13 protein-coding genes and 1 pseudogene are annotated in these 20,188 nt (G+C 66.5%); 10 read left to right on the top strand and 4 right to left on the bottom strand.

Features of this window, described 5'->3' with window-relative positions:
* Positions 1 to 116: 116 nt before the first annotated feature.
* On the top strand, positions 117 to 1,556 hold the full coding sequence (locus ACLB1G_RS14690; RefSeq protein ID WP_491627964.1) for an ATPase domain-containing protein: 1,440 nt from the start codon (positions 117 to 119) through the stop codon (positions 1,554 to 1,556).
* A 22-nt stretch (positions 1,557 to 1,578) separates the two neighbouring features.
* Positions 1,579 to 2,004, top strand: a complete 426-nt coding sequence (locus ACLB1G_RS14685) for a response regulator (RefSeq protein WP_491627963.1) — start codon at positions 1,579 to 1,581, stop codon at positions 2,002 to 2,004.
* Between the two features lie 130 nt (positions 2,005 to 2,134).
* Here ACLB1G_RS14685 and ACLB1G_RS14680 read toward each other — a convergent pair whose 3' ends face one another.
* Positions 2,135 to 5,554, bottom strand: a complete 3,420-nt coding sequence (locus tag ACLB1G_RS14680) for an MHYT domain-containing protein (RefSeq protein ID WP_491627962.1) — start codon at positions 5,552 to 5,554, stop codon at positions 2,135 to 2,137.
* Positions 5,555 to 5,820: 266 nt separating this feature from the next.
* Here ACLB1G_RS14680 and tal point away from each other — a divergent pair, with 266 nt between their 5' ends.
* The 8 genes and pseudogenes from tal to ACLB1G_RS14640 form a co-directional block, all read left to right on the top strand.
* On the top strand, positions 5,821 to 6,753 hold the full coding sequence (gene tal, locus ACLB1G_RS14675; RefSeq protein WP_491627961.1) for a transaldolase: 933 nt from the start codon (positions 5,821 to 5,823) through the stop codon (positions 6,751 to 6,753).
* A gap of 154 nt (positions 6,754 to 6,907) precedes the next feature.
* Positions 6,908 to 8,110: an efflux RND transporter periplasmic adaptor subunit gene (locus tag ACLB1G_RS14670; RefSeq protein WP_491627960.1), complete on the top strand. Its 1,203-nt coding sequence runs from the start codon at positions 6,908 to 6,910 to the stop codon at positions 8,108 to 8,110.
* Between the two features lie 12 nt (positions 8,111 to 8,122).
* Positions 8,123 to 11,275: an efflux RND transporter permease subunit gene (locus tag ACLB1G_RS14665; RefSeq protein WP_491627959.1), complete on the top strand. Its 3,153-nt coding sequence runs from the start codon at positions 8,123 to 8,125 to the stop codon at positions 11,273 to 11,275.
* The gene (locus ACLB1G_RS14660; protein WP_491627958.1) at positions 11,268 to 12,725 is read left to right on the top strand and encodes an efflux transporter outer membrane subunit; all 1,458 of its coding nucleotides are present in this window, start codon (positions 11,268 to 11,270) and stop codon (positions 12,723 to 12,725) included. Before ACLB1G_RS14665 ends, ACLB1G_RS14660 begins: the two co-directional genes overlap by 8 nt.
* Positions 12,726 to 12,797: 72 nt before the next feature.
* A complete protein-coding gene (locus tag ACLB1G_RS14655; RefSeq protein ID WP_491627957.1) occupies positions 12,798 to 13,064 on the top strand; it encodes a hypothetical protein in 267 nt (88 codons plus the stop codon).
* 47 nt (positions 13,065 to 13,111) lie between these two features.
* Complete coding sequence (locus ACLB1G_RS14650; protein WP_491627956.1) at positions 13,112 to 14,194, top strand: patatin-like phospholipase family protein; 1,083 nt, start codon at positions 13,112 to 13,114, stop codon at positions 14,192 to 14,194.
* Between the two features lie 128 nt (positions 14,195 to 14,322).
* Positions 14,323 to 16,080, top strand: coding sequence for a methyl-accepting chemotaxis protein (locus ACLB1G_RS14645; RefSeq protein WP_491627955.1), 1,758 nt, complete (start codon positions 14,323 to 14,325; stop codon positions 16,078 to 16,080).
* Between the two features lie 161 nt (positions 16,081 to 16,241).
* A pseudogene (locus ACLB1G_RS14640) lies at positions 16,242 to 17,237 on the top strand (IS5 family transposase); the annotation flags it as partial.
* A gap of 478 nt (positions 17,238 to 17,715) precedes the next feature.
* Here ACLB1G_RS14640 and ACLB1G_RS14635 read toward each other — a convergent pair.
* The 3 genes from ACLB1G_RS14635 to rdgB form a co-directional block, all read right to left on the bottom strand.
* Positions 17,716 to 18,036: a hypothetical protein gene (locus ACLB1G_RS14635; RefSeq protein ID WP_491628231.1), complete on the bottom strand. Its 321-nt coding sequence runs from the start codon at positions 18,034 to 18,036 to the stop codon at positions 17,716 to 17,718.
* A 253-nt stretch (positions 18,037 to 18,289) separates the two neighbouring features.
* Positions 18,290 to 19,609: a radical SAM family heme chaperone HemW gene (gene hemW, locus ACLB1G_RS14630; RefSeq protein WP_491627954.1), complete on the bottom strand. Its 1,320-nt coding sequence runs from the start codon at positions 19,607 to 19,609 to the stop codon at positions 18,290 to 18,292.
* Entirely contained in the window at positions 19,606 to 20,187 is a 582-nt protein-coding gene (gene rdgB / locus ACLB1G_RS14625; protein WP_491627953.1) for an RdgB/HAM1 family non-canonical purine NTP pyrophosphatase, read from the bottom strand. The genes hemW and rdgB overlap by 4 nt, the downstream gene beginning before the upstream one ends.
* Position 20,188: the final 1 nt, after the last annotated feature.

Genomic DNA, 20,188 nt, shown 5'->3' with positions numbered 1-20,188 from the left:
CCGCACGGCAGCGCGCGCCGCTTCCGCAATCGGCGAGTATGCGCTACAGTGGGGGCTGGTGCGTAATCTTGCGAACTTGGCAAGCGCCCAGCCCATACCAACACCGGACCGTAGCGATGACCGATACTCCCAGCAACGACCGCATCACCCTGCTGCCCACTGGCGTGCCGGGCCTGGATGCCATCCTGGGCGGCGGCTTCCCGGCCCACAGCCTGTACCTGATCCAGGGCCTGGCGGGCAGCGGCAAGACCACCCTGGCCAGCCAGATCGGCTTCCACCATGCGCGCCAGGGCAAGAAAGTGCTGGTGCTGACCCTGATCGCCGAAACCCACGGCAAGATGCTCAACCACCTGAGCAACTTTTCCTTCTTCGACGAGTCGCTGGTGGACCAGCACCTGAGCTTCATCGGCGCCTACAGCAGTCTGGCCAAGGGCGGCCTGCGCGAACTGCTCAAGTCCATCGCCGACACCCTGGCCAGCCAGAATCCGGACCTGATGATCGTGGACGGCTTCCGCAGCGTGCGCGACGCCCGTCCGTCCGACCTCGACCTGTCGGAGTTCATGCTGTCGCTCAATTCCCTGGTATCCACCATGCGCTGCACCACCTTCCTGCTCTCGCCCACAGAAGGCAATGTGGCAGAGTCGGAAAACACCCTGGTGGACGGCCTGATCGAACTGCGCCAGTACGAGCGGGACCTGCAGCTGGTGCGCGAGATCAAGGTGTTCAAGATACGCGGCAGCAAGCACCTGCTAGGCCGCCACCTGTTCGAGATGGGGCGCGGCGGCATCGCCATCTACCCGCGCCTGGAAGCCATCGCGGCCCAGACCGTGCCGGCGCCGCAGGTGGACCTGCGCCGCCTGGGCTTCGGCGTGGCCGGGCTGGACCAGCTCACCAACGGCGGCGTGGCGCGCGGCTCGACCACCAACCTGCTGGGCAATCCGGGCGTCGGCAAGACCCTGCTGGGCCTGCACTTCATCCATGAGGGCTTGCGCAAGGGCGAATCCTGCATGGTGCTGGGCTTTTATGAATCGCCGGCGCGATTGCTGGAAAAGGCGCGCAGCATCGGCCTGCAGCTGGCGCCCTATCTCGAGAGCGGCGCCCTGCGCATCATGTGGCATCCGCCGCTGGAGGAACTGGTGGACGGCGTGGCCCACCGCGTGCTGCGGCAAGTGTCCAGCCACCAGGTGTCGCGCCTGTTCATCGACGGCCTGGACGGCCTGCGCGACCTGATCGTGCACCATGGCCGCGCGCGCGGCTTCCTGGCCGCCTTCGTCAACGAGCTGCGCTGCCGCGACGTGACCACCTTCTTCACCCAGGAGCTGCCGTATTTCGGCGGCCAGCCGGGCCAGCCCTCGGTGTCGGACTCGGTACTGTTTGAAAACATCCTGCTGCTGCGCTACGCCGACAGCAGCGGCGTGCACCAGCGCCAGATCGGCGTGCTCAAGCTACGCGAGAATGGCTACGACGCGGCCAGCCATCTGCTGCGCATCAGCGACCGCGGCCTGACCATCGAAGGGCTGGGCGCCGGCGTGCTGGCCCAGCCGCCACAACTTTGAACGGCCCACGCCGCTGTCCATCATGACCGACGCCACCGTCTCGCCCGCGCCCGGCGCCGCAGCCAAGCTGCTCCTGATCGTGGATGACGAGTTCGACGTCACGGGTACCTACAGCCTGCTGTTCGAGTACCACGGCTACAGGACCATCACGGCCGCCAACGGCCGCGAGGCGCTGGCCCTGGCCGAGCAGCAGCGGCCCGACCTGGTACTGTCCGACTACATGATGCCGGTCATGGATGGCGGCCAGCTGTGCCGCGCGTGGCGCCAGAATCCGCTGCTGGCGCCCATCCCTTTCGTGCTGACCAGCGCCGGCCTGGTGCGCGACCTGGACGGCCTGCCCTACGACGCCTTCTTCCGCAAGCCGGCCCCGTTCGACCAGCTGCTGGCCGAGATCGGCCGCCTCATCGAGCAAGCCTCGGGCGGCCAGGGCGCCGGGCGGCAGCCCTGAGAGGACGTTTCAACATGAGCGTGGGCAGAGCCGCAACGACGCCATGGTAGGAGCTTTCAACATGAGCGTGGCGAGGCGCGGCTCCGAAGACAGTGCGCCTGCACGGCGAGGAGCTGCAACGACGCCATGGTCATGTTGAAACATCATCCAAGCGCAGCGACTGCAGCAGGGCGCGAGCCCGTTCCAGCTCGAAGTCATCGATGGCGGCGCGCATGGCGTCCAGCTGCGCCTGCTGGCCATGGGGCGCGAACAGCGCGCTGACCTGCGCCAGCGCGTTGTCGTCCACCTGGCCGCTGGCCAGGATGGCGTCCAGGGCATCCAGCGCCGCCAGCGCTGCCTCGCGCTCCACTGCCGCCAGCGCCGCCACGGCCGCTGGCGCTGCCGCCGCCCCGACCCGGCTTGCGTGCCCGGGCTGCTCTCGCCCGGCGCGCCGAGCCTGAGCGGCCTGCTGCGCCGGCGTGTCGGTCTCGGTCTGCGTGCCCTGCTCCGCCGGCGTGTCCGGCTGCGCCTGCCCAAGCTGAGGCTGCCCCTCCTGCGCCAGCTCCCGGGCCAGCGCCGCGAACGCCGCGTCCAGCGCCGACAGCAATCGCCCGGCAGGCTCGCCTTGGCCGGTGGCCTGTTCCAGCGCCACCAGGGTGCGCTCGATTTCGGTCAGGCACAGGTTGGCGGCCGCGCCGCGCACCCGGTGCAGGCGCTGGTGCACGGCCTTGGCGTCTCCGCGCGCCAGCTCGGCGGCCAGGCGGGCGGCGGTGTCGGCATGGGCCTCGCAATAGCGGACGATGGCCTTGCGCAGGGTGTCGCGGCCACCCCATAGCGCGCTGCCGCGCTGCCAGTCGACCTGGGCGCTGGCGGCGGCCGCCGGCGCCGCCCCGGCGCCGGCCCCGGCCGGAGACAGGCCCAGCAGCAGGGCGATTTCCGCCGTCAGCCTGTGCATTTCCAGCGGCTTGGAGGCGAAGCCGTTCATGCCGGCCTCGCGGGCGGCGCGGCGGTCGGACTCCAGCACGCTGGCGGTCAGCGCGATCACCGGGGTGGCCGCGCGTCCGGCCGCGCGCTCGTAGGCGCGGATCTGGCGCGTCGCTTCCAGCCCGTCCATATTCGGCATCTGCACGTCCATCAGCACGATGTCGTAACGGCCCTCGCGGTAGGCGCGCACGGCGTGCTCGCCGTCACCGGCCAGGGTGACCTGGTGGCCGCCCTGGCCCAGGCGGATCTGCAGCAGTTCCAGGTTCTGCGCCGCATCGTCGGCGGCCAGGATGCGCAGCGGCGGCAGCGGCGTCTCGCGCAGCTCGGCCGCCGGCGCCACCGGCTTGCCGCGCGCCAGCGGCAGCAGCACATGGAACACGCTGCCCACGCCCAGGGTGCTCTCGACCGTGATGGTGCCGCCCATCAGTTCCACCAGCTGCAGCGAGATGGTGGTGCCCAGGCCAGTGCCGCCGAAACGCCGGCTCATGGAGGAATCGGCCTGGGTGAAGGGTGCGAAGATCTTGTCCAGGCGGTCGGCCGCGATGCCGATGCCGGTGTCGCGCACGGCAATGTGCAGCTGGCCCTGGCGCCGCCCGACCGCGATGCGCACCGCGCCGCGCTCGGTGAACTTCAGGGCGTTGCCCACCAGGTTGGTCAGCACCTGCTGCAGGCGGCGCGCGTCGCCCACGAAGTACTGGCCGGCGCCGGTGTCGTAGTCCACGCCCAGTTCCAGCTGCTTGTCGCGCGCCGTGACGTGCAGTGCTTCCACCACCTGCCCTATCACCTCGGGCAGCGAAAAATCGGCCAGTTCCAGCTCGGCCGCACCCTTTTCCAGCTTGGCCGTATCCAGGATATCGTTGAGCAGCTCCAGCAAGGAGCGCGCCGACTTGCGCACCGTGCCCAGGTGGCGCCGTTGCAGTTCGTCCAGGTCGGTCCCCAGCAGCACCTCGGTGAATCCGATGATGGCGTTCATCGGCGTGCGGATCTCGTGGCTCATGTTGGCCAGGAAGGCGGTCTTGGCGGCGGCGGCCTGCTCGGCGCGCTCCTTGGCCATGCGCAGGCTTTCCTGCATGGCGCGCCGGCCGCTGACGTCGGTGGCGAACTTCACCACCTTGAACGGCTTGCCGTCGGCGTCGAAGATGGGATTGTAGGACGCTTCTATCCAGACTTCCCTGCCATCCTTGCCCAGGCGGCGGTACTCGGCGGCGTCGAACCCGCCGGCCGCCAGGTGGTCCCAGAAGCCCTGGTAGGCGGCCGAGGCCACGTAGTCCGGCTCGCAGAACATGCGGTGGTGGCGGCCCACGATCTCGTCCAGCCGGTAGCCGACCAGGTCCAGGTAGTTCTGGTTGGCGGTCAGGATGGTGCCCTGCAGGTCGAACTCGATCACCGCCAGGGCGCGGCCGATGGCGGTCACCTTGCCCTCGTATTCGGCGGTGCGCAGCTGGCTTTCCGTGATGTCGATCAGCACCCCATCTATCCAGCGCACCACGCCGGCGCTGTCCGGCACCGGGCCGCTGCTTTCGCGCACCCAGCGTTCGCGGCCGTCGCGATGCACGATGCGGTACACGTTTTCGAAGTCGCGCCTGGCGGTGGCGGCCTGCACGCAGGTGTCGTGGACGCGCTGGCGGTCGTCCGGGTGGAACAGGTCTTTCAGGTGCACCCGGCCGGAGGTAAAGTCGTCCGGGGTCCAGCCGGTCAGGGTGGTGACGGCGTCGCTGATGAACAGCATGGGCCACTCGCCGCCGTAGCCGGCGTGGAAGGACACGCCCGGGATGTTGCGGATCAGGGTGCGGTACTGGCGCTCGCTGTCGGCCGAATGGCGCAGCAGCTGGCGGTAGCGCAGCAGGCCGTTGGCGGCCGCCACGAATACGGTCAGGGTGACCGTGATGATGCCCACCGCCAGCGCCACGAACGGCGCCTGCAGGGTGATCAGGCCGGCGCCCGGCTCCGGCGTGCCGGACCAGCGCAATGCCAGCATGCCCGTGTAGTGCATGCCGGAGATTGCCAGGCCCATGACGGCGGCGCTGGCCAGCAGGCGCGCCATCGGCTTCAAGTTCAGCCGCTCCATTCCGAAGCGTATCCACAGCGCCAGCATGGCCAGCACCACCGCCACCGCGATCGACAGCAGGAACAGCGGCAAATCGTACTGCATGGTGAGCGCGGTGCGCATGGCGGCCATGCCGCTGTAGTGCATGGAGCCGATGCCGGCGCCCACCAGCAGGCCGCCGCCCAGCACCTGGCGCCGGCTGATGCGCAAGCTGGACAGCAGGGACAGCGCCACCCAGGACGCCGCCATGCCGGGCAGCATGGACAGCAGGGTCATGGCGGGGTCGTAGGCCACCCGGGTGCACAGGTCGAAGGCCAGCATGCCGATGAAGTGCATGGACCAGATGCCGCCGCCCAGCGCCACGGCGCCGGTGGCGATGGCGGTCTGGCGCTGCAGCCGGTGGTCGCTGTCGCGCGCCATGCCGCCTATCTGCAGCGCCATGAAGGAGGCGAACATGGCCAGCACGACCGAAAACAGCACCAGCCACGGGTCGTGGGCGCCGGACAAATATGCGACGGACGCCGAACGGTCGGTGAACATGTCAGCCAGGGTATGCATCATCAGGGTAGAAAGTTTCAAGGAGCGCTGTGGCCGGTTCAATGGGGGGAACCGAGGCTCGGACTGGGGCGGGGATATGGCGCCAGTGCAGGGAACTGCCGAATTGGGCAATTATAGTTGCTTTCTGAAAATAAATCCGCTGCTGTTACAAAATCGTGCCGGACGCGTTACGGGTTTGTTGTGGTTTACCTGCGCGCCGGGCAGGCCATACAATAAGGGACGCTCCTCCTTAACATAACGGCATGCACATGAACCAACTCGAACAGCTGAAGAAATACACCACCGTGGTTGCCGACACCGGCGACTTCCAGTCCATTCAGGCGTATGCGCCGCAGGACGCCACCACCAATCCCTCGCTGATCCTGAAGGCGGTGCAAAAGGACGAGTACAAGCCGCTGCTGGAAAAAGCCGTGCGCGACAACCTGGACGGCACCGTGTCGGACACCATAGACCACTTGCTGATCGCCTTCGGCAAGCAAATCCTGCGCATCATCCCGGGACGGGTCTCGACCGAGATCGACGCCCGCCTGTCGTTCGACGTGGACGGCTCGATTGCCAAGGGCCGCGAGTTGATCAAGCTGTACGAGAAAGCCGGCATCGAGCGTGAGCGCGTGCTGATCAAGATGGCCACCACCTGGGAAGGGGTGCAGGCCGCGCGCGTGCTGGAAAAGGATGGCATCCACTGCAACATGACCCTGCTGTTCTCGCTGCCGCAGGCGATCGCCGCCGCCCAGGCCGGCGCCCAGCTGATCTCGCCCTTCGTGGGCCGCATCTACGACTGGTACAAGAAATCCACCGGGCTGGAATACGCCGCCGCCGAGGATCCGGGCGTGCAGTCAGTCAAGCGCATCTACAACCACTACCGCAAGTTCGGCTACCAGACCGAGATCATGGGCGCCAGCTTCCGCAACGTCGGCCAGATCCTGGAATTGGCCGGCTGCGACCTGCTGACCATCAGCCCCGACCTGCTGCAGCAGCTGGCCGACGCCAGCGGCACGGTGGAACGCAAGCTGAACCAGGACAGCGCCGCCACCCCGGTGGCCGGCGCCGTGCTGGACGAGAAAACCTTCCGCTACCAGCTCAACGAGGACCCGATGGCCACCGAGAAGCTGGCCGAGGGCATACGCGCCTTCTGCGCCGATTCCAGCAAGCTGCAGCAAATCGTCTCCAGCATGCGCTGAGCGGCGGCCGGGGCAGACCAAGGGAGCGTGCGCGCTCCCTTTTTTCATGCGGTGCGTACCGGGTCACAGTAGCAATTGCCATATACAAAACGTTACACTGACCCGTGTATTACAATGTTGCCAGCCTTATCATCAGCCATCCACGAGACCATCCATGAGATCTGTCCCGCATTACGCCGTTTGCGCCATCCTGACCCTGTCCCTGAGCGCCTGCGGTGGGAAAGGCGGCGACCAGGCCGCCGCCGCTCCCCCACCGCCGCCGGTCGCCTACGTCACCGTCGCCCCCGCCCCGCTGACCCTGACCACCGAACTGCCGGGCCGGCTGGAAGCCTCGCGCATCGCCCAGGTGCGGGCCCGCACCGCCGGCATCGTGCTGCAGCGCGTGTACCAGGAAGGCAGCGACGTGAAGGCCGGCCAGGTGCTGTTCCGCATCGACCCGGCCAGCTTCCAGGCCTCCTACGACAGCGCCCAGGCGGCGGTGGCCAAGGCCGAGGCCAACCTGGCCCAGGCCGAGCTGAAAGTGAAACGCTACAAGCCGCTGCTGGCCGCATCCGCCGTCAGCCAGCAGGAATACGACGACGCCGTCACGGCCCAGAAACAGGCCGCCGCCGACCTGGCCACCAGCAAGGCCGCCCGCACCAACGCCGGCCTGACCCTGGGCTACGCCACCGTCACCGCGCCGATCTCGGGCCGCGTCAGCCGCGCCCTGGTGACCGAGGGCGCGCTGGTGGGCCAGGGCGAAGCCACGCCCATGGCCACGGTGCAGACCCTGGACCCGATATACGTCACCATCACCCAATCCTCCACCGAGCTGCTGAAACTGAAGCAGGCCCTGGCCGACGGCAAGCTGAAAAGCGCCGGCAAGGACCAGGCCAGGGTCACCCTGGTGACCGAGGATGGCCAGGTGTATCCGCACCCTGGCAAGCTGCTGTTTGCCGACGTCTCGGTCGATGAAAGCTCGGGCGCGGTGGCCCTGCGCGCTGAATTCCCCAATCCCCAGCGCACCCTGCTGCCCGGCATGTACGTACGCGCCCGCCTCGATCAGGGCGTGAACGAAGCGGCCATCACGGTGCCGCAGCAGGCCGTGGTGCGCGGCGCCGACGGCGCCTCGGTGCTGGTGGTGGGCGCCGACAACAAGGTGGCCTCGGTACCGGTCACCACCGGCGGCGCCCAGAACGGCAGCTGGGTGATCAGCTCCGGCCTCAAGGGCGGCGAACGGGTGGTGGTGGAGGGCTTCCAGAAGGCCAAGCCGGGCGCCACGGTCAATCCGTCGCCATGGAAAGGCCCGGTGGGCGCCGCCGCCCCTGGCGCCGCTGCTGCCCCTGCTGTTGCCGCCCAGCCGGCCGCCACCAAATAAGCGGGAGCACAGATGGCAAAATTCTTCATCGACCGCCCGGTGTTCGCCTGGGTGATCGCGCTGTTCATCCTGCTGGGCGGGGCGCTGGCCATCACGGTGCTGCCGGTGGCGCAGTACCCGACCATCGCGCCGCCGTCCATCGTCATCACCGCCACCTACCCTGGCGCCACGGCCCAGGTGCTGGACGACGCCGTCACCAGCGTGATCGAACAGGAGATGAACGGGGCCGATGGGCTGCAGTACATCGAATCGCAGAGCGAGGCCAACGGCAACGTCACCATCACCGTCACCTTCGTGCCCGGCACCAATCCGGACCTGGCCTCGGTGGACGTGCAGAACCGCATCAAGCGGGTCGAGTCGCGCCTGCCGGCCGCCGTCACCCAGCAGGGCGTGCAGGTCAACAAGGCCCGCTCCAACATCCTGATGTTCGTCGGCCTGTCGTCCACCGACGGCCGGCTCGACCCGACCGGCCTGGGCGACTACATGGCGCGCAACGTGGTCAACGAGATCAAGCGCATTCCCGGCGTCGGCCAGGCCCAGCTGTTCGGCACCGAGCGCGCCATGCGCATCTGGGTCGATCCGGCCAAGCTGGTCGGCCTGAAGATGACCATGGCCGACGTCACCGCCGCCATCAAGGCGCAGAACGCGCAAGTCACCTCGGGCACCCTGGGCGACCTGCCCAGCCCGGCCCAGCAAACCTATTCCGCGCCCATCGTGGTGCGCGGCCAGCTGTCGTCGATCGATGAATTCGCCAAGATCGTGCTGCGCTCGAACACCAACGGCTCGCTGGTGCGCCTGTCGGACGTGGCCCGCATCGAGATGAGCGGCGCCAATTTCAACATCAACGCGCGCCTGAACGGGGCGCCGTTCTCGGCCATCGCCGTGCAGCTGTCGCTGACCGGCAATGCGCTGCAGACCGCCACCGCCGTGCGCGAGAAGATGGATGAGCTGTCCCGCTACTTCCCGCCCGGCGTGAAATACACCATCCCCTACGACACCTCGCTGTTCGTCAAGATCTCCATCGAGGAAGTGGTCAAGACCCTGCTGGAAGCCGTGGTGCTGGTGTTCCTCGTGATGTATTTGTTCCTGCAGAATATACGCTACACCCTGATCCCCACCATCGTGGTGCCGGTGGCCCTGATGGGCACTTTCGCCGCCATGCAGTTGTTCGGCTTTTCCATCAACGTGCTGACCATGTTCGGCATGGTGCTGGCGATCGGCATCCTGGTCGATGACGCCATCGTGGTGGTGGAAAACGTGGAACGCATCATGAGCGAGGAAGGCTTGTCGCCGCGCGACGCCACCCGCAAGGCCATGGGCCAGATCAGCGGCGCCATCATCGGCATCACGCTGGTGCTGATCGCCGTGTTCATCCCCATGGCCTTCTTTGGCGGCGCGGTGGGCGCCATCTACCGCCAGTTCTCGCTGGCCATGGTGTCGGCCATGCTGTTCTCGGCCCTGATGGCGCTGACCCTGACCCCGGCCCTGTGCGCCACCATGCTGAAACCGGTGCAGGCCGGCCACCACCAGGAAAAGAAAGGCTTCTTCGGCTGGTTCAACCGCCGCTTCGCCGTCAGCGCCACCGGCTACCAGGGCGTGATCGCGCGCATGCTCAAGCGCACCGGCCGCTTCATGGTGGTGTTCGTGCTGATACTGGGCGTGGTGGGCTGGCTGTACGCCCACCTGCCCTCGTCCTTCCTCCCCAACGAGGACCAGGGCTACCTGATCGCCAACGTCCAGCTCCCACCCGGGGCCTCCACCAGCCGCACCCAGGCCGTGCTGGCCCAGGCCGACGCCTACTTCCGCAAGCAGCCCGGCGTGGCGCGCACCATCGCCGTGGCCGGCTTCAGCTTCTCGGGCAACGCCCAGAACGCCGGCCTGGTGTTCGTGCCGCTCAAGGACTGGAAGGAGCGCGGGCCGGAAGATTCGGCCCAGGCCATTGCCGGACGCGCCATGAAGGAATTGTCCGGCATCGCCGACGCCATCGTGTTCCCGCTCAGCCCTCCACCCATCCGCGAGCTGGGCAACGCCACCGGCATCACGGCGCGCCTGCAGGACCGCGGCGCGGCCGGCCACGACGCCCTGGTGGCGGCGCGCAACCAGCTGCTGGGCATGGCCGGCAAGAGCAGCGCCATCAAGGGCCTGCGCCCCGAGGGCCTGGAAGATGCGCCGCAGCTGCAGGTCGACATCGACCGCGAAAAGGCCAACGCCCTGGGCGTGACCTTTGCCGACATCAACGCCATGCTGTCCAGCGCCCTGGGCTCCTCCTACGTGAACGACTTCGCCAGCGCCGGCCGCCAGCAGCGCGTGATCGTGCAGGCCGACGCCCCGCGCCGGCTGCAGCCTGAAGACATCATGAAGCTGCACGCGCGCAGCGCCAATGGCAGCATGGTGCCATTCTCGTCCTTCGCCAGCTCGCACTGGATCACGGGACCGGTGCAGCTGGTGCGCTACAACGGCTACCCGGCCATCAAGCTGACCGGCGACGCCGCGCCCGGCCGCAGCACCGGCGAGGCCATGGCCGAGCTGGAAAAGCTGGCGGCCCAGCTGCCGCCGGGATTCTCCATCGAATGGACCGGCCAGTCGCTGGAGGAAAAGACCTCGGGCTCGCAGGCCCCGGCCCTGTTCGCGCTGTCGCTGCTGGCCGCCTTCCTGGTGCTGGCGGCGCTGTATGAAAGCGAATCGATCCCGATCGCGGTGCTGCTGGTGGTGCCGCTGGGTGTGCTGGGCGCGCTCCTGGGCGCATACATCCGCGACCTGCCCAACGACGTGTACTTCAAGGTCGGCCTGATCGCCATCATCGGCCTGTCGGCCAAGAACGCGATCCTGATTATCGAATTCGCCAAGGACCTGCAAGCGCAAGGCAAGGGGCTGATCGAAGCCACGCTGGAGGCGGTGCACCTGCGCTTCCGCCCCATCATCATGACCTCGCTGGCATTCATCCTGGGCGTGCTGCCGCTGGTGATCGCCACCGGGGCCGGCTCGGCCAGCCAGCGCGCCATCGGTACCGGCGTGATGGGCGGCATGATCACTGCCACCGTGCTGGCAGTATTCCTGGTGCCGGTGTTCTTCGTCGTCATCCGCCGCATCTTCAAGGGCAGCGAACGCCAGTGCAAGCTGGCCGCACATGAACTGGACCACAAATCGTATGACACCCATGACTAATCCTTCCCTGCGCCGCGCCATGCTGGCGGCCGGGCTGCTGGGCGCCGCCCTGCTGGGCGCCTGCTCCATGGCGCCCGTCTACCAGCGCCCCGAGGCGCCGGTGGCGGCCTCCTTCCCGATTGATACCGCAGGCGCCGCCGCCAAAACCGGCGCTGCCGCAGCCACCGGCCAGCAGGCCGCCGTCGATACCGGCTGGCGCGACTATTTCACCGATCCGCGCCTGCAGCAGCTGATCGCCGCCGCGCTGGACAACAACCGCGACCTGCGCAGCGCCGTGCTGCGCATCGAGGAAGCGCGCGCCCAGTACGACGTGCAGGGCGCCGACCGCCTGCCCAACGTCAACGCCAGCGCCGGCGAGACCCGCGCCAAGACCCCGGCTTTCCTGTCCTCCAGCGGCCGCAGCACCATAGGCAAGCGCTACGACACCGGCCTGTCCGTGTCCTCCTTCGAGCTGGATTTCTTCGGCCGCGTAAAAAGCCTGAACGACGCCGCCCTGGCCACGTATCTCGCCACCGACGAGGCGCGCCAGTCGGCCCAGATCGCGCTGGTGGCGCAAGTGGCGCAGGCCTATTACACCGAGCGCGCCTACGCCGAGCAATACGCGCTGGCGCAGCAGACCTACGAGGCGCGCGCCCGTACCTACCAGCTGACCCGGCAGCGCGCCGAAGTGGGCGCGTCCTCACAGCTGGACCTGCGCTCCAACGAAACCCTGATGCAGACCGCGCGCGCCGCCGCCCTGACCCTGGCGCGCCAGCGCGCCCAGGCCGAGAACGCGCTGACCTTGCTGGTGGGTCAGCCAACTACGCAGCCGGCCACCCAGCCCGCCGCCGGCGCCCTGGCCAGCGACGCCCAGCTCGACCTGATGAGCAGCCTGCCGGCCGGACTGCCGTCCGACCTGCTGACGCGCCGGCCCGACATCCGCGCCGCCGAACAGCGGCTGAAGGCGGCCAACGCCAACATAGGCGCGGCGCGCGCGGCCTTCTTCCCGCGCATCAGCCTGACGGCCGCCATCGGCAGCAGCAGCCCCTCGCTGGGCGGGCTGTTCGACAGCGGCTCGGGCAGCTGGTCGTTCGCGCCTCAGCTGACCCTGCCGATTTTCGACGCCGGCCGCAACCGGGCCAACCTGACCCTGGCCGAGGTGCGCAAGAACCTGGCCGTGGCCGACTACGAGAAGACCATACAGACCGCCTTCCGCGAAGTGGCGGACGCGCTGGCCGCGCGCGACTACCTGGGCGAACAGGTGGCGGCCCAGCGCGCCGTGCAGGATGCGCAAGCGGACCGCCTGCGCCTCTTGCAGCTGCGCTTCGACAACGGCGTGGCCAGTTCGCTGGACGTGCTGGACGCCCAGCGCGAGCTGTTCAGCGCCCAGCAGACCCTGGTCCAGGCCCGCTTGCTGCGCACCACCAGCGCGATCGACCTGTACCGTTCCCTGGGTGGCGGCCTGAAGTAATGTGTTGACGGGCTTGCTTGACAACGGGCGCCAGAGGCATACCATGGCCCGATCCCCGCACAGGAGACGGCCATGTTCCCCTGGGAAGACCCTACTCACGATAGCGAACTTCCTTTAGGCAAAACGGGAAGCCACACGGAATTTCGTGAACTCCACCGCTGGATGGCGATCGATTTCATTACCCTGATCATAGGCTTAGTGAGCGTGGCCGTCGGCTTTGCAGGCATCATTGGGATGACCAACCCGTATCCCTGGCCGCCCCCAATGGCCGCGGCTGTGCCCACACCACCCCCAGTGCTTATCATTATTTACATCCAAGCCGCGCCAGCCGCCAAATAGCAGCGCCGGCGGTAGAATGGCGGATCGCCATTCCAGCCTTGCGCCGCATGCAGTCAGCCATCACCATCCGCCTGGGGCCCCGGGCCCGCCAGCGCATCGCCGCCGAAGGCGTGCGGCCCGAGGACATTGCCATCATTCCCGCCGCTGCCGGCGGTCCCAAGGGCCTGATCCTGAATGGCCTCGATATCTGGCTGTTCGGCCATTGGCTCAAGCAGGCGCCGCGCGAGCGCAAGCTGGTAGGCGCCTCGATCGGCGCCTGGCGCATGGCGGCCGCCGCCTTCGACGATGCGGCCGAGGCCCAGCGCCGCCTGGCCCGTTTGTACGCCGGCCAGCGCTATCCGGCCAAGGTCACGCCGGACTACGTCAGCCGCACCATCCGCGCCCTGCTGGACGAGTTGCTGGACGGCCGCGCCAGCCAGGCCCTGCATTCGCCGCACTACCGCCTCAACGTGTTGGCTGTGCGCGGCATCGGCGTCCTGGCTGGCAGCAACGATAGCCGCTGGCGCGAACTGGCCGGCTTCCTGCTGGCGGCTGCCGGCAACGCCGTCTCGCGCCGGCGCCTGGCCGGGGCCCTGGAGCGGGTGGTTTTCCATGACCAGCGCGACGATGCCGCCTGGCTGCGCCAACCCTTCGACCCCTTCCAGGCCCACTTCGCCGCCCTGTCGGAAGACAACCTGCGCGACGCGTTGCAAGCGTCCGGCTCCATCCCGCTGGTGCTGCAGGCGGTGCGCGACATCGCCGGCGCCCCGCCCGGCCCGCACTGGGACGGCGGCCTGATCGACTACCACCTGCACCTGCCCTACCAGCGCGATCCCGGCCTGGTGCTGTATCCGCACTTCGCCGACCACATCGTGCCCGGCTGGCTGGACAAGTCGCTGCCCTGGCGCCGCGCCCGCGACGCCGCCCTGGACAATGTGATCCTGGTCGCGCCGTCGCCGGAATGGGTAGCCACCCTGCCCAACGGCAAACTGCCGGACCGCCGCGATTTCCACGTCTATGGCCAGGACCATGCAGGCCGCCAGCGCGACTGGCTGCGCGCCGTGGCCGAGAGCGAACGGCTGGCGGAAGCCTTCGCGCGCTGGTGCGAAAAACCGGACCTGGACTTGGCAAAGGAATATTCAGCAGGCTGAGTTTGCGTTCACAAAAAGCAACGAAAGTAAAAATAATTTACCTATGGAAATTCGATCCGGCGCATACTAAGTTGCTTGCCGGATGTCGCCACGTCCGTCTTCCCCCTCGCGCCACACAGGAGTAGACCATGAATTTCCTTTCCAATCTGCGTATCGGCACCCGCCTCGCGCTGGGTTTCGCCATCGTGCTGGTCCTGTCCATCGTCGCCACCGCCGTGGCCCTGGTCAATTCGCGCAACGCGGCCAGCGCCACCGAGACCTTGCTGAAAACGCCGCTGGCCAAGGAGCGCATCGTGTCCGACTGGTCGGTGTTGATTTATTCCGGCATCGTGCGCACCACGCTGATTGCGCGCAGCAGCGACCAGGACCTGGCCAAGACCTTTGCCGACTCCATTGCCGAAAGCACCAAGCGCGGCGGCGAGATGATGGACTCGATCAAGGGCATGATCACCAGCGACGATGAAAAAGCCCTGTATGACGCCGTGGTCAGCCAGCGCGCCGTCTACCAGAAGGCCAAGAACCAGGTGCAGGACTTGCGCAAGGCCGGCAACGCCGAGGAAGCCATCCGCTACTTCAACGACGTCTACACCCCGGCCGCCAAGGCCTACGACGCCAAGGTCAAGGAATTCCTTGCCTTGCAGCGCAAGACCATAGACGACAGCGCACAGGCCATCGCCGCCGCGCACCAGCGTTCCAGCGCTTTGCTGATGCTGCTGGCCGGCCTGATGCTGGCCCTGGGTGTGCTGGCGGCCTGGGTGATTTCGCGCTCCATCACAGCGCCGCTCAAGTCGGCGCTGGAGATCGCCGCCAACGTCGCCAACGGCGACCTCACCACGCGCTTCGACCAGCAGACCAGCCGCGACGAGATCGGCGAACTGATGACGGCCCTGCGGACCATGAACGATGCGCTGCGCAAGGTGGTGAGCGAAGTGCAGAGCGGCACCCAGACCATCGCCACCGCTTCCAATGAAATCGCGGCCGGCAACCTGGACCTGTCCAACCGCACCGAGCAGCAGGCCGGCTCGCTGGAGGAAACCGCGTCCTCCATGGAGGAACTGACGTCCACCGTGCGCCAGAACGCAGACAACGCGCGCCAGGCCAACCAGCTGGCGCAGACCGCGTCCGAAGTGGCCGAGCGCGGCGGCGACATCGTCGGCCAGGTGGTCAGCACCATGGGCACCATCAACGAATCCTCGCGCAAGATCGCGGACATCATCTCGGTCATCGACGGCATCGCGTTCCAGACCAATATCCTCGCGCTCAATGCGGCGGTGGAAGCGGCGCGCGCAGGGGAACAAGGGCGCGGTTTCGCGGTGGTGGCGTCCGAGGTGCGCAACCTGGCGCAGCGCTCGGCCGGCGCGGCCAAGGAAATCAAGGAACTGATCAACAATTCGGTCGACCAGGTCGACGTGGGAGCGAAGCTGGTGCAGCAGGCCGGCAGCACCATGGACGAGGTGGTGGCCAGTGTGCGCCGCGTGACCGACATCATGGGCGAGATCACCAGCGCCAGCACCGAACAAAGCGCCGGCATCGACCAGGTCAACACCGCCATCACGCAGATGGACCAGGTCACGCAGCAAAATGCCGCGCTGGTGGAACAGGCGGCAGCGGCGGCCGGCAGCATGCAGGAACAGGCGGCGCGGCTGGCCGAAGTGGCGGCCATCTTCAAGCTGGGCGATGGCCATGCCGCGCCGGCGGCGCTCAAGGCTGTGGCCAAGCCGGCCCAGCGGCCCGCAGCGGCTGCTCCCGCCGCATCGAAACGGGCCGCGGCGCCGGCCCCGCGCCGCATTGCCGCCGCAGCGGTGGCCAGTGCAAAAACCAGTGTCAAACCCGGCCCGCGCAAGCCGGCCACCGTGGGCGGCGACCAGGACTGGGAGGAATTCTAAGAGGACATCTCAAAATGACCATGGCGTTGTTGCAGCTCCTCGCCGTGCAGGCGCACTGTCTTCGTCGCCGCGCCTAGCAGGCTGCTGAAATACCGCCTCCCAGCCCTCGCTGGAAGGGCTGTTGATGGTATCCTGAATTCCCCACCTGATCCTGAGCACCGATGCGCGGTCCCGACACCTTCACCGAAAGCCTGTTCACGATGCGCAAGCTGGAAGACTTCATTCCAGCCGGGCATCCGCTACGAGTGATACGCCAGATGGCCAATACGGCCTTGGAAAAAATGAATGGTTTGTTTTCGGCCATGTACGAGGCCGATATCAAAGGTGGCCGCCCCAGCATCGCACCTGAAAAGCTGCTGCGCGCCATGCTGCTCCAGGTGCTCTACAGCATACGCTCGGAGCGCCAGTTGATGGAACAGGCCCAGAACAACCTGCTGTATCGCTGGTTCATCGGACTGTCCATGGATGATGCCGTGTGGGTGCCCACGGTGTTCACCAAGAACCGCGAGCGGCTGATCAAACACGATGCGGTCATCGAGTTTTTCAACGAAGTGCTGGCCATCGCCGAGAACAAGAACTGGCTCTCCGGCGAGCACTTCAGCGTCGATGGCACGCTGATCCAAGTCTGGGCCGGACACAAGAGTTTTGTGCGCAAGGATGGCGACGACCAGAACGGCGAAGGCGGCAATTTCAAGGGCAGCAAGCGCAGCAACGAGACCCACCAATCGAAGACTGATCCGGATTCACGCTTGTACCGCAAGGGCAATAGCACTGGCAGTGAGTTGCGCTACATGGGCCGTACCCTCAGTGACAACCGCCACGGCCTGATCGCCAACGCCATGGTGACCAGGGCCGATGGCTATGCCGAGCGCGAAGCCGCCAAGGCCATGATTAACGATGCGCGCCAGGCCTTGAATGAACCGGCGCGCGCGATCACGCTCGGCGCCGACAAGGGCTATGACGCGGCGGAGTTCGTGCAGGCCTGCCAGGCCATGAATGTCGTGCCGCACGTGGCGCAGAACACCTCGGGGCGCAGCTCGGCAGTGCCTGACACGATTGCCCGGAGCGAGGGCTACGCGATCTCGCAGCAAAAGCGCAAGCTCGTCGAGCCAGGCTTCGGCTGGGCCAAGTCGGTCGGTGCCATGCGCCAGGTGATGCCCCCGGTGTCAGAATAGTTGTCGCCCCGTTTGAATCTGAGAAAATGGGGGCGACAATAGGGCACCTCGATTTACTGGCAATCTGATTCGCACTGGATGAAATCGACGGCGCGAATGCGGGGTTTGAGGTGCAGTGGAACGTAAAACACGGTTAAGCCATCGGGGCGGTCCCCGCAACGGCGGGCAAGATAGTAGGGCGAAGCAATGGGACATTTCGCGGCCGGGAGTCTCTCGCCAAGGTGGCACAACGGTTCGGTCCGTCATGCGGATACGGGGCAAACATTTTTTATGAGTGCACCCAAGTCCTGACGTTTGGGCAGCTGCTCCGCGAGCGCTTCAAGATGGCTCGCTGCACGGTGGAGATCTTGATGCGCCGGGCTGGGCTGCGTGGGATAACACGCGGCAAAGTCGTACCACCGCGAGTACCCATGCGCCTCAAAAAAACATCGCTACAAAACTTTGGACGAGAGCTCCGGTTCTATCGAGATTCTCTGGATTTTGCCAACGCGAGCTTGGAAGAAAGAACGGTTAATAATAGCCCAGCAGCTGTCCTTGAATTACCCTTTCTCTCTTCAATATTTGCGATATTCATTTTAACCTCTGTGTCGTCAACCATCCCGGAAGTAATATCATTTTTTTCCATCAATAAAATACCTTTTCTTGAAAGCTTAATGGCATCCAAGAAGCTTCCGTCTGCAAAATATATTTCAGCTTGCTTCGCATAAGCCTCGGCAGCGACGATATCATCCGCCTGCGATAATGGCAGATGTTCAGCACAAGAGTGGAGAAGCAAAGACATCAGCAATAAATAAAATAATCGGCTAAGGAGTTTTTGAAAATACACCATTGCTCCCCTCGTAATAAGCTATTCCATATTTATTGGCAATATACTTAGCTGCCTTGTTGAGTCCTGCCGCCTGCGAGTCCCCTGCGGCCACGTACTGCGCATGTAATGCAGTTATTTCTGCTTTGATCGATCCGGGCCGCTGCGCCAGTGCCCGCAGGCCGCGGCCGCGCCCGGGGCAGCCCATGCCTGGCCAGCGCCCGGCGGCTCACGCCGCCAGGAACATCTCCTGCAGGTCGTTCAGGAAGCGCTGCCCCAGCTCAGTCGGCCTGATCACGATGTGATCGCGGTACAGCAGCCCCTTGGCCTCGGCCGCGTTCAGGGTTTTCTCGATGGCGTTGATGCCCAGCCCGGTGCGCTCGGCAAACAGGCGCGCATCGAAGCCATCCACCAGGCGCAGGGTATTGAGCATGAACTCGAAGCCCAGCTCATCACGCCCCAGCTCGCGCTCCTCCTGCACCGGCGCGCCCAGCCGCACCTGCTCCATATAGGATTTGGGCTGCTTGTAGCGCGCCTGGCGCAGTATGCGGTGCGGGAAGGACAGCTTGGAGTGTGCGCCCGCGCCTATGCCGAGATAGTCGCCGAACTCCCAGTAATTCAGGTTGTGCCTGGCGCGCCGTCCCGGCTGGGCATAGGCCGAGACTTCGTAATGGCGGTAGCCGGCATCGCCCATCATCTGCGCGATCAAATCCTGCATGTCGGCGCTGGCGTCGTCGTCCGGCAGCGCCGGAGGATACTTGGCGAACACCGTGTTCGGCTCCATGGTCAGGTGGTACAGCGACAAATGCGGCGGCTGGAACGACAGCGCGGCCTGCAAGTCCTCACGCGCCTGCTCCAGCGTCTGCGTGGGCAGCGCGTACATCAGGTCCAGGTTGAAGTTGTCGAAATTAGCCTGGGCGATCTCCACTGCGCGGCGCGCCTCACCATCGTCGTGGATGCGGCCCAGCGCCTTCAGGTGCGCCGCATTGAAGCTCTGGATGCCGATCGACAGCCGGTTGATGCCGCTGGCGCGGTAGGACTTGAACTTCTCGGCCTCGAAGGTGCCGGGATTGGCCTCCATCGTGATTTCGCAATCGCCGTCCAGCGGCAGCAGGGTGCGCACGTCCGACATCAGCCGGTCCAGGCCCGCCGCCGACATCAAACTGGGCGTGCCGCCGCCGATGAAGATGGTGTGTATCTTGCGGCCCCAGATCAGCGGCAGCGCCATTTCCAGGTCGGCGCGCAGCGCATCCAGGTATTCCTGCTCCGGGAAGCCGCCGCCCTTGGCCTCGTGCGAGTTGAAGTCGCAGTAAGGGCATTTGCGCACGCACCACGGGAAATGGATGTACAGCGACAGCGGCGGCAGCGCCGCCAGGTTCAGCGCGCCCGCCTGCAGGTACTTGAGCGCGGCGCCGGCGGCGTCGCCCAGGCCGGCCGCCATGGCGGCCGCTTCGGAGGCGGGCACCCCGGGCGCGTTCCTGGAGGCGGCGCCGTGCTCATGCCCGCCAGCGCCTGCGCCCATAGCGCCCACGACTTTGATCGGTATCATTTCAGCTTCTCTACCAGCGCGCGCAAGGCCTGGCCCCGGTGCGACAAACGGTTCTTCTCGTCGGCGCCCAGTTCCGCCGTGTGCTTGCCCAATTCCGGCAGCAGGAAGTGCGGATCGTAGCCGAAGCCGCCTTCGCCGCGCGCCTCGGCCACGATCTGGCCATGCCAGCGGCCGTCCGCGATCACCGGCTGCGGGTCGTCGGCATGGCGCACGAACACCAGCACGCAGTAGTAATACGCCGATTTGTCGGCGTGCGGCGCCAGGTCGGCGATCAGTTTGGCATTGTTGCGCGCATCCGACTTGGGCTCACCCGCGTAGCGCGCCGAATACACACCGGGCGCGCCGCCCAGGGCGTTGACGCACACGCCGGAATCGTCGGCCAGGGCCGGCAAACCGGTCAGGCGGGACGCATGGCGGGCCTTTTGCAGCGCGTTCTCGACAAACGTCTGAAAAGGCTCGTCCGCCTCCGGCACGCCGAATTCGGCCTGCGCGTGCACCTCGTAGCCAACCGTGGACAGCAGTTCGTTGAATTCCTTTAGCTTGCCCTTGTTGTTGGAGGCCAGTACCAGTTTGCGCACG

The sequence above is a fragment of the Duganella kummerowiae genome, assembly GCF_053572355.1.
The sequence above is the reverse complement of the archived record's forward strand: the minus strand, read 5'-3'. Positions and strand labels throughout refer to the sequence as shown.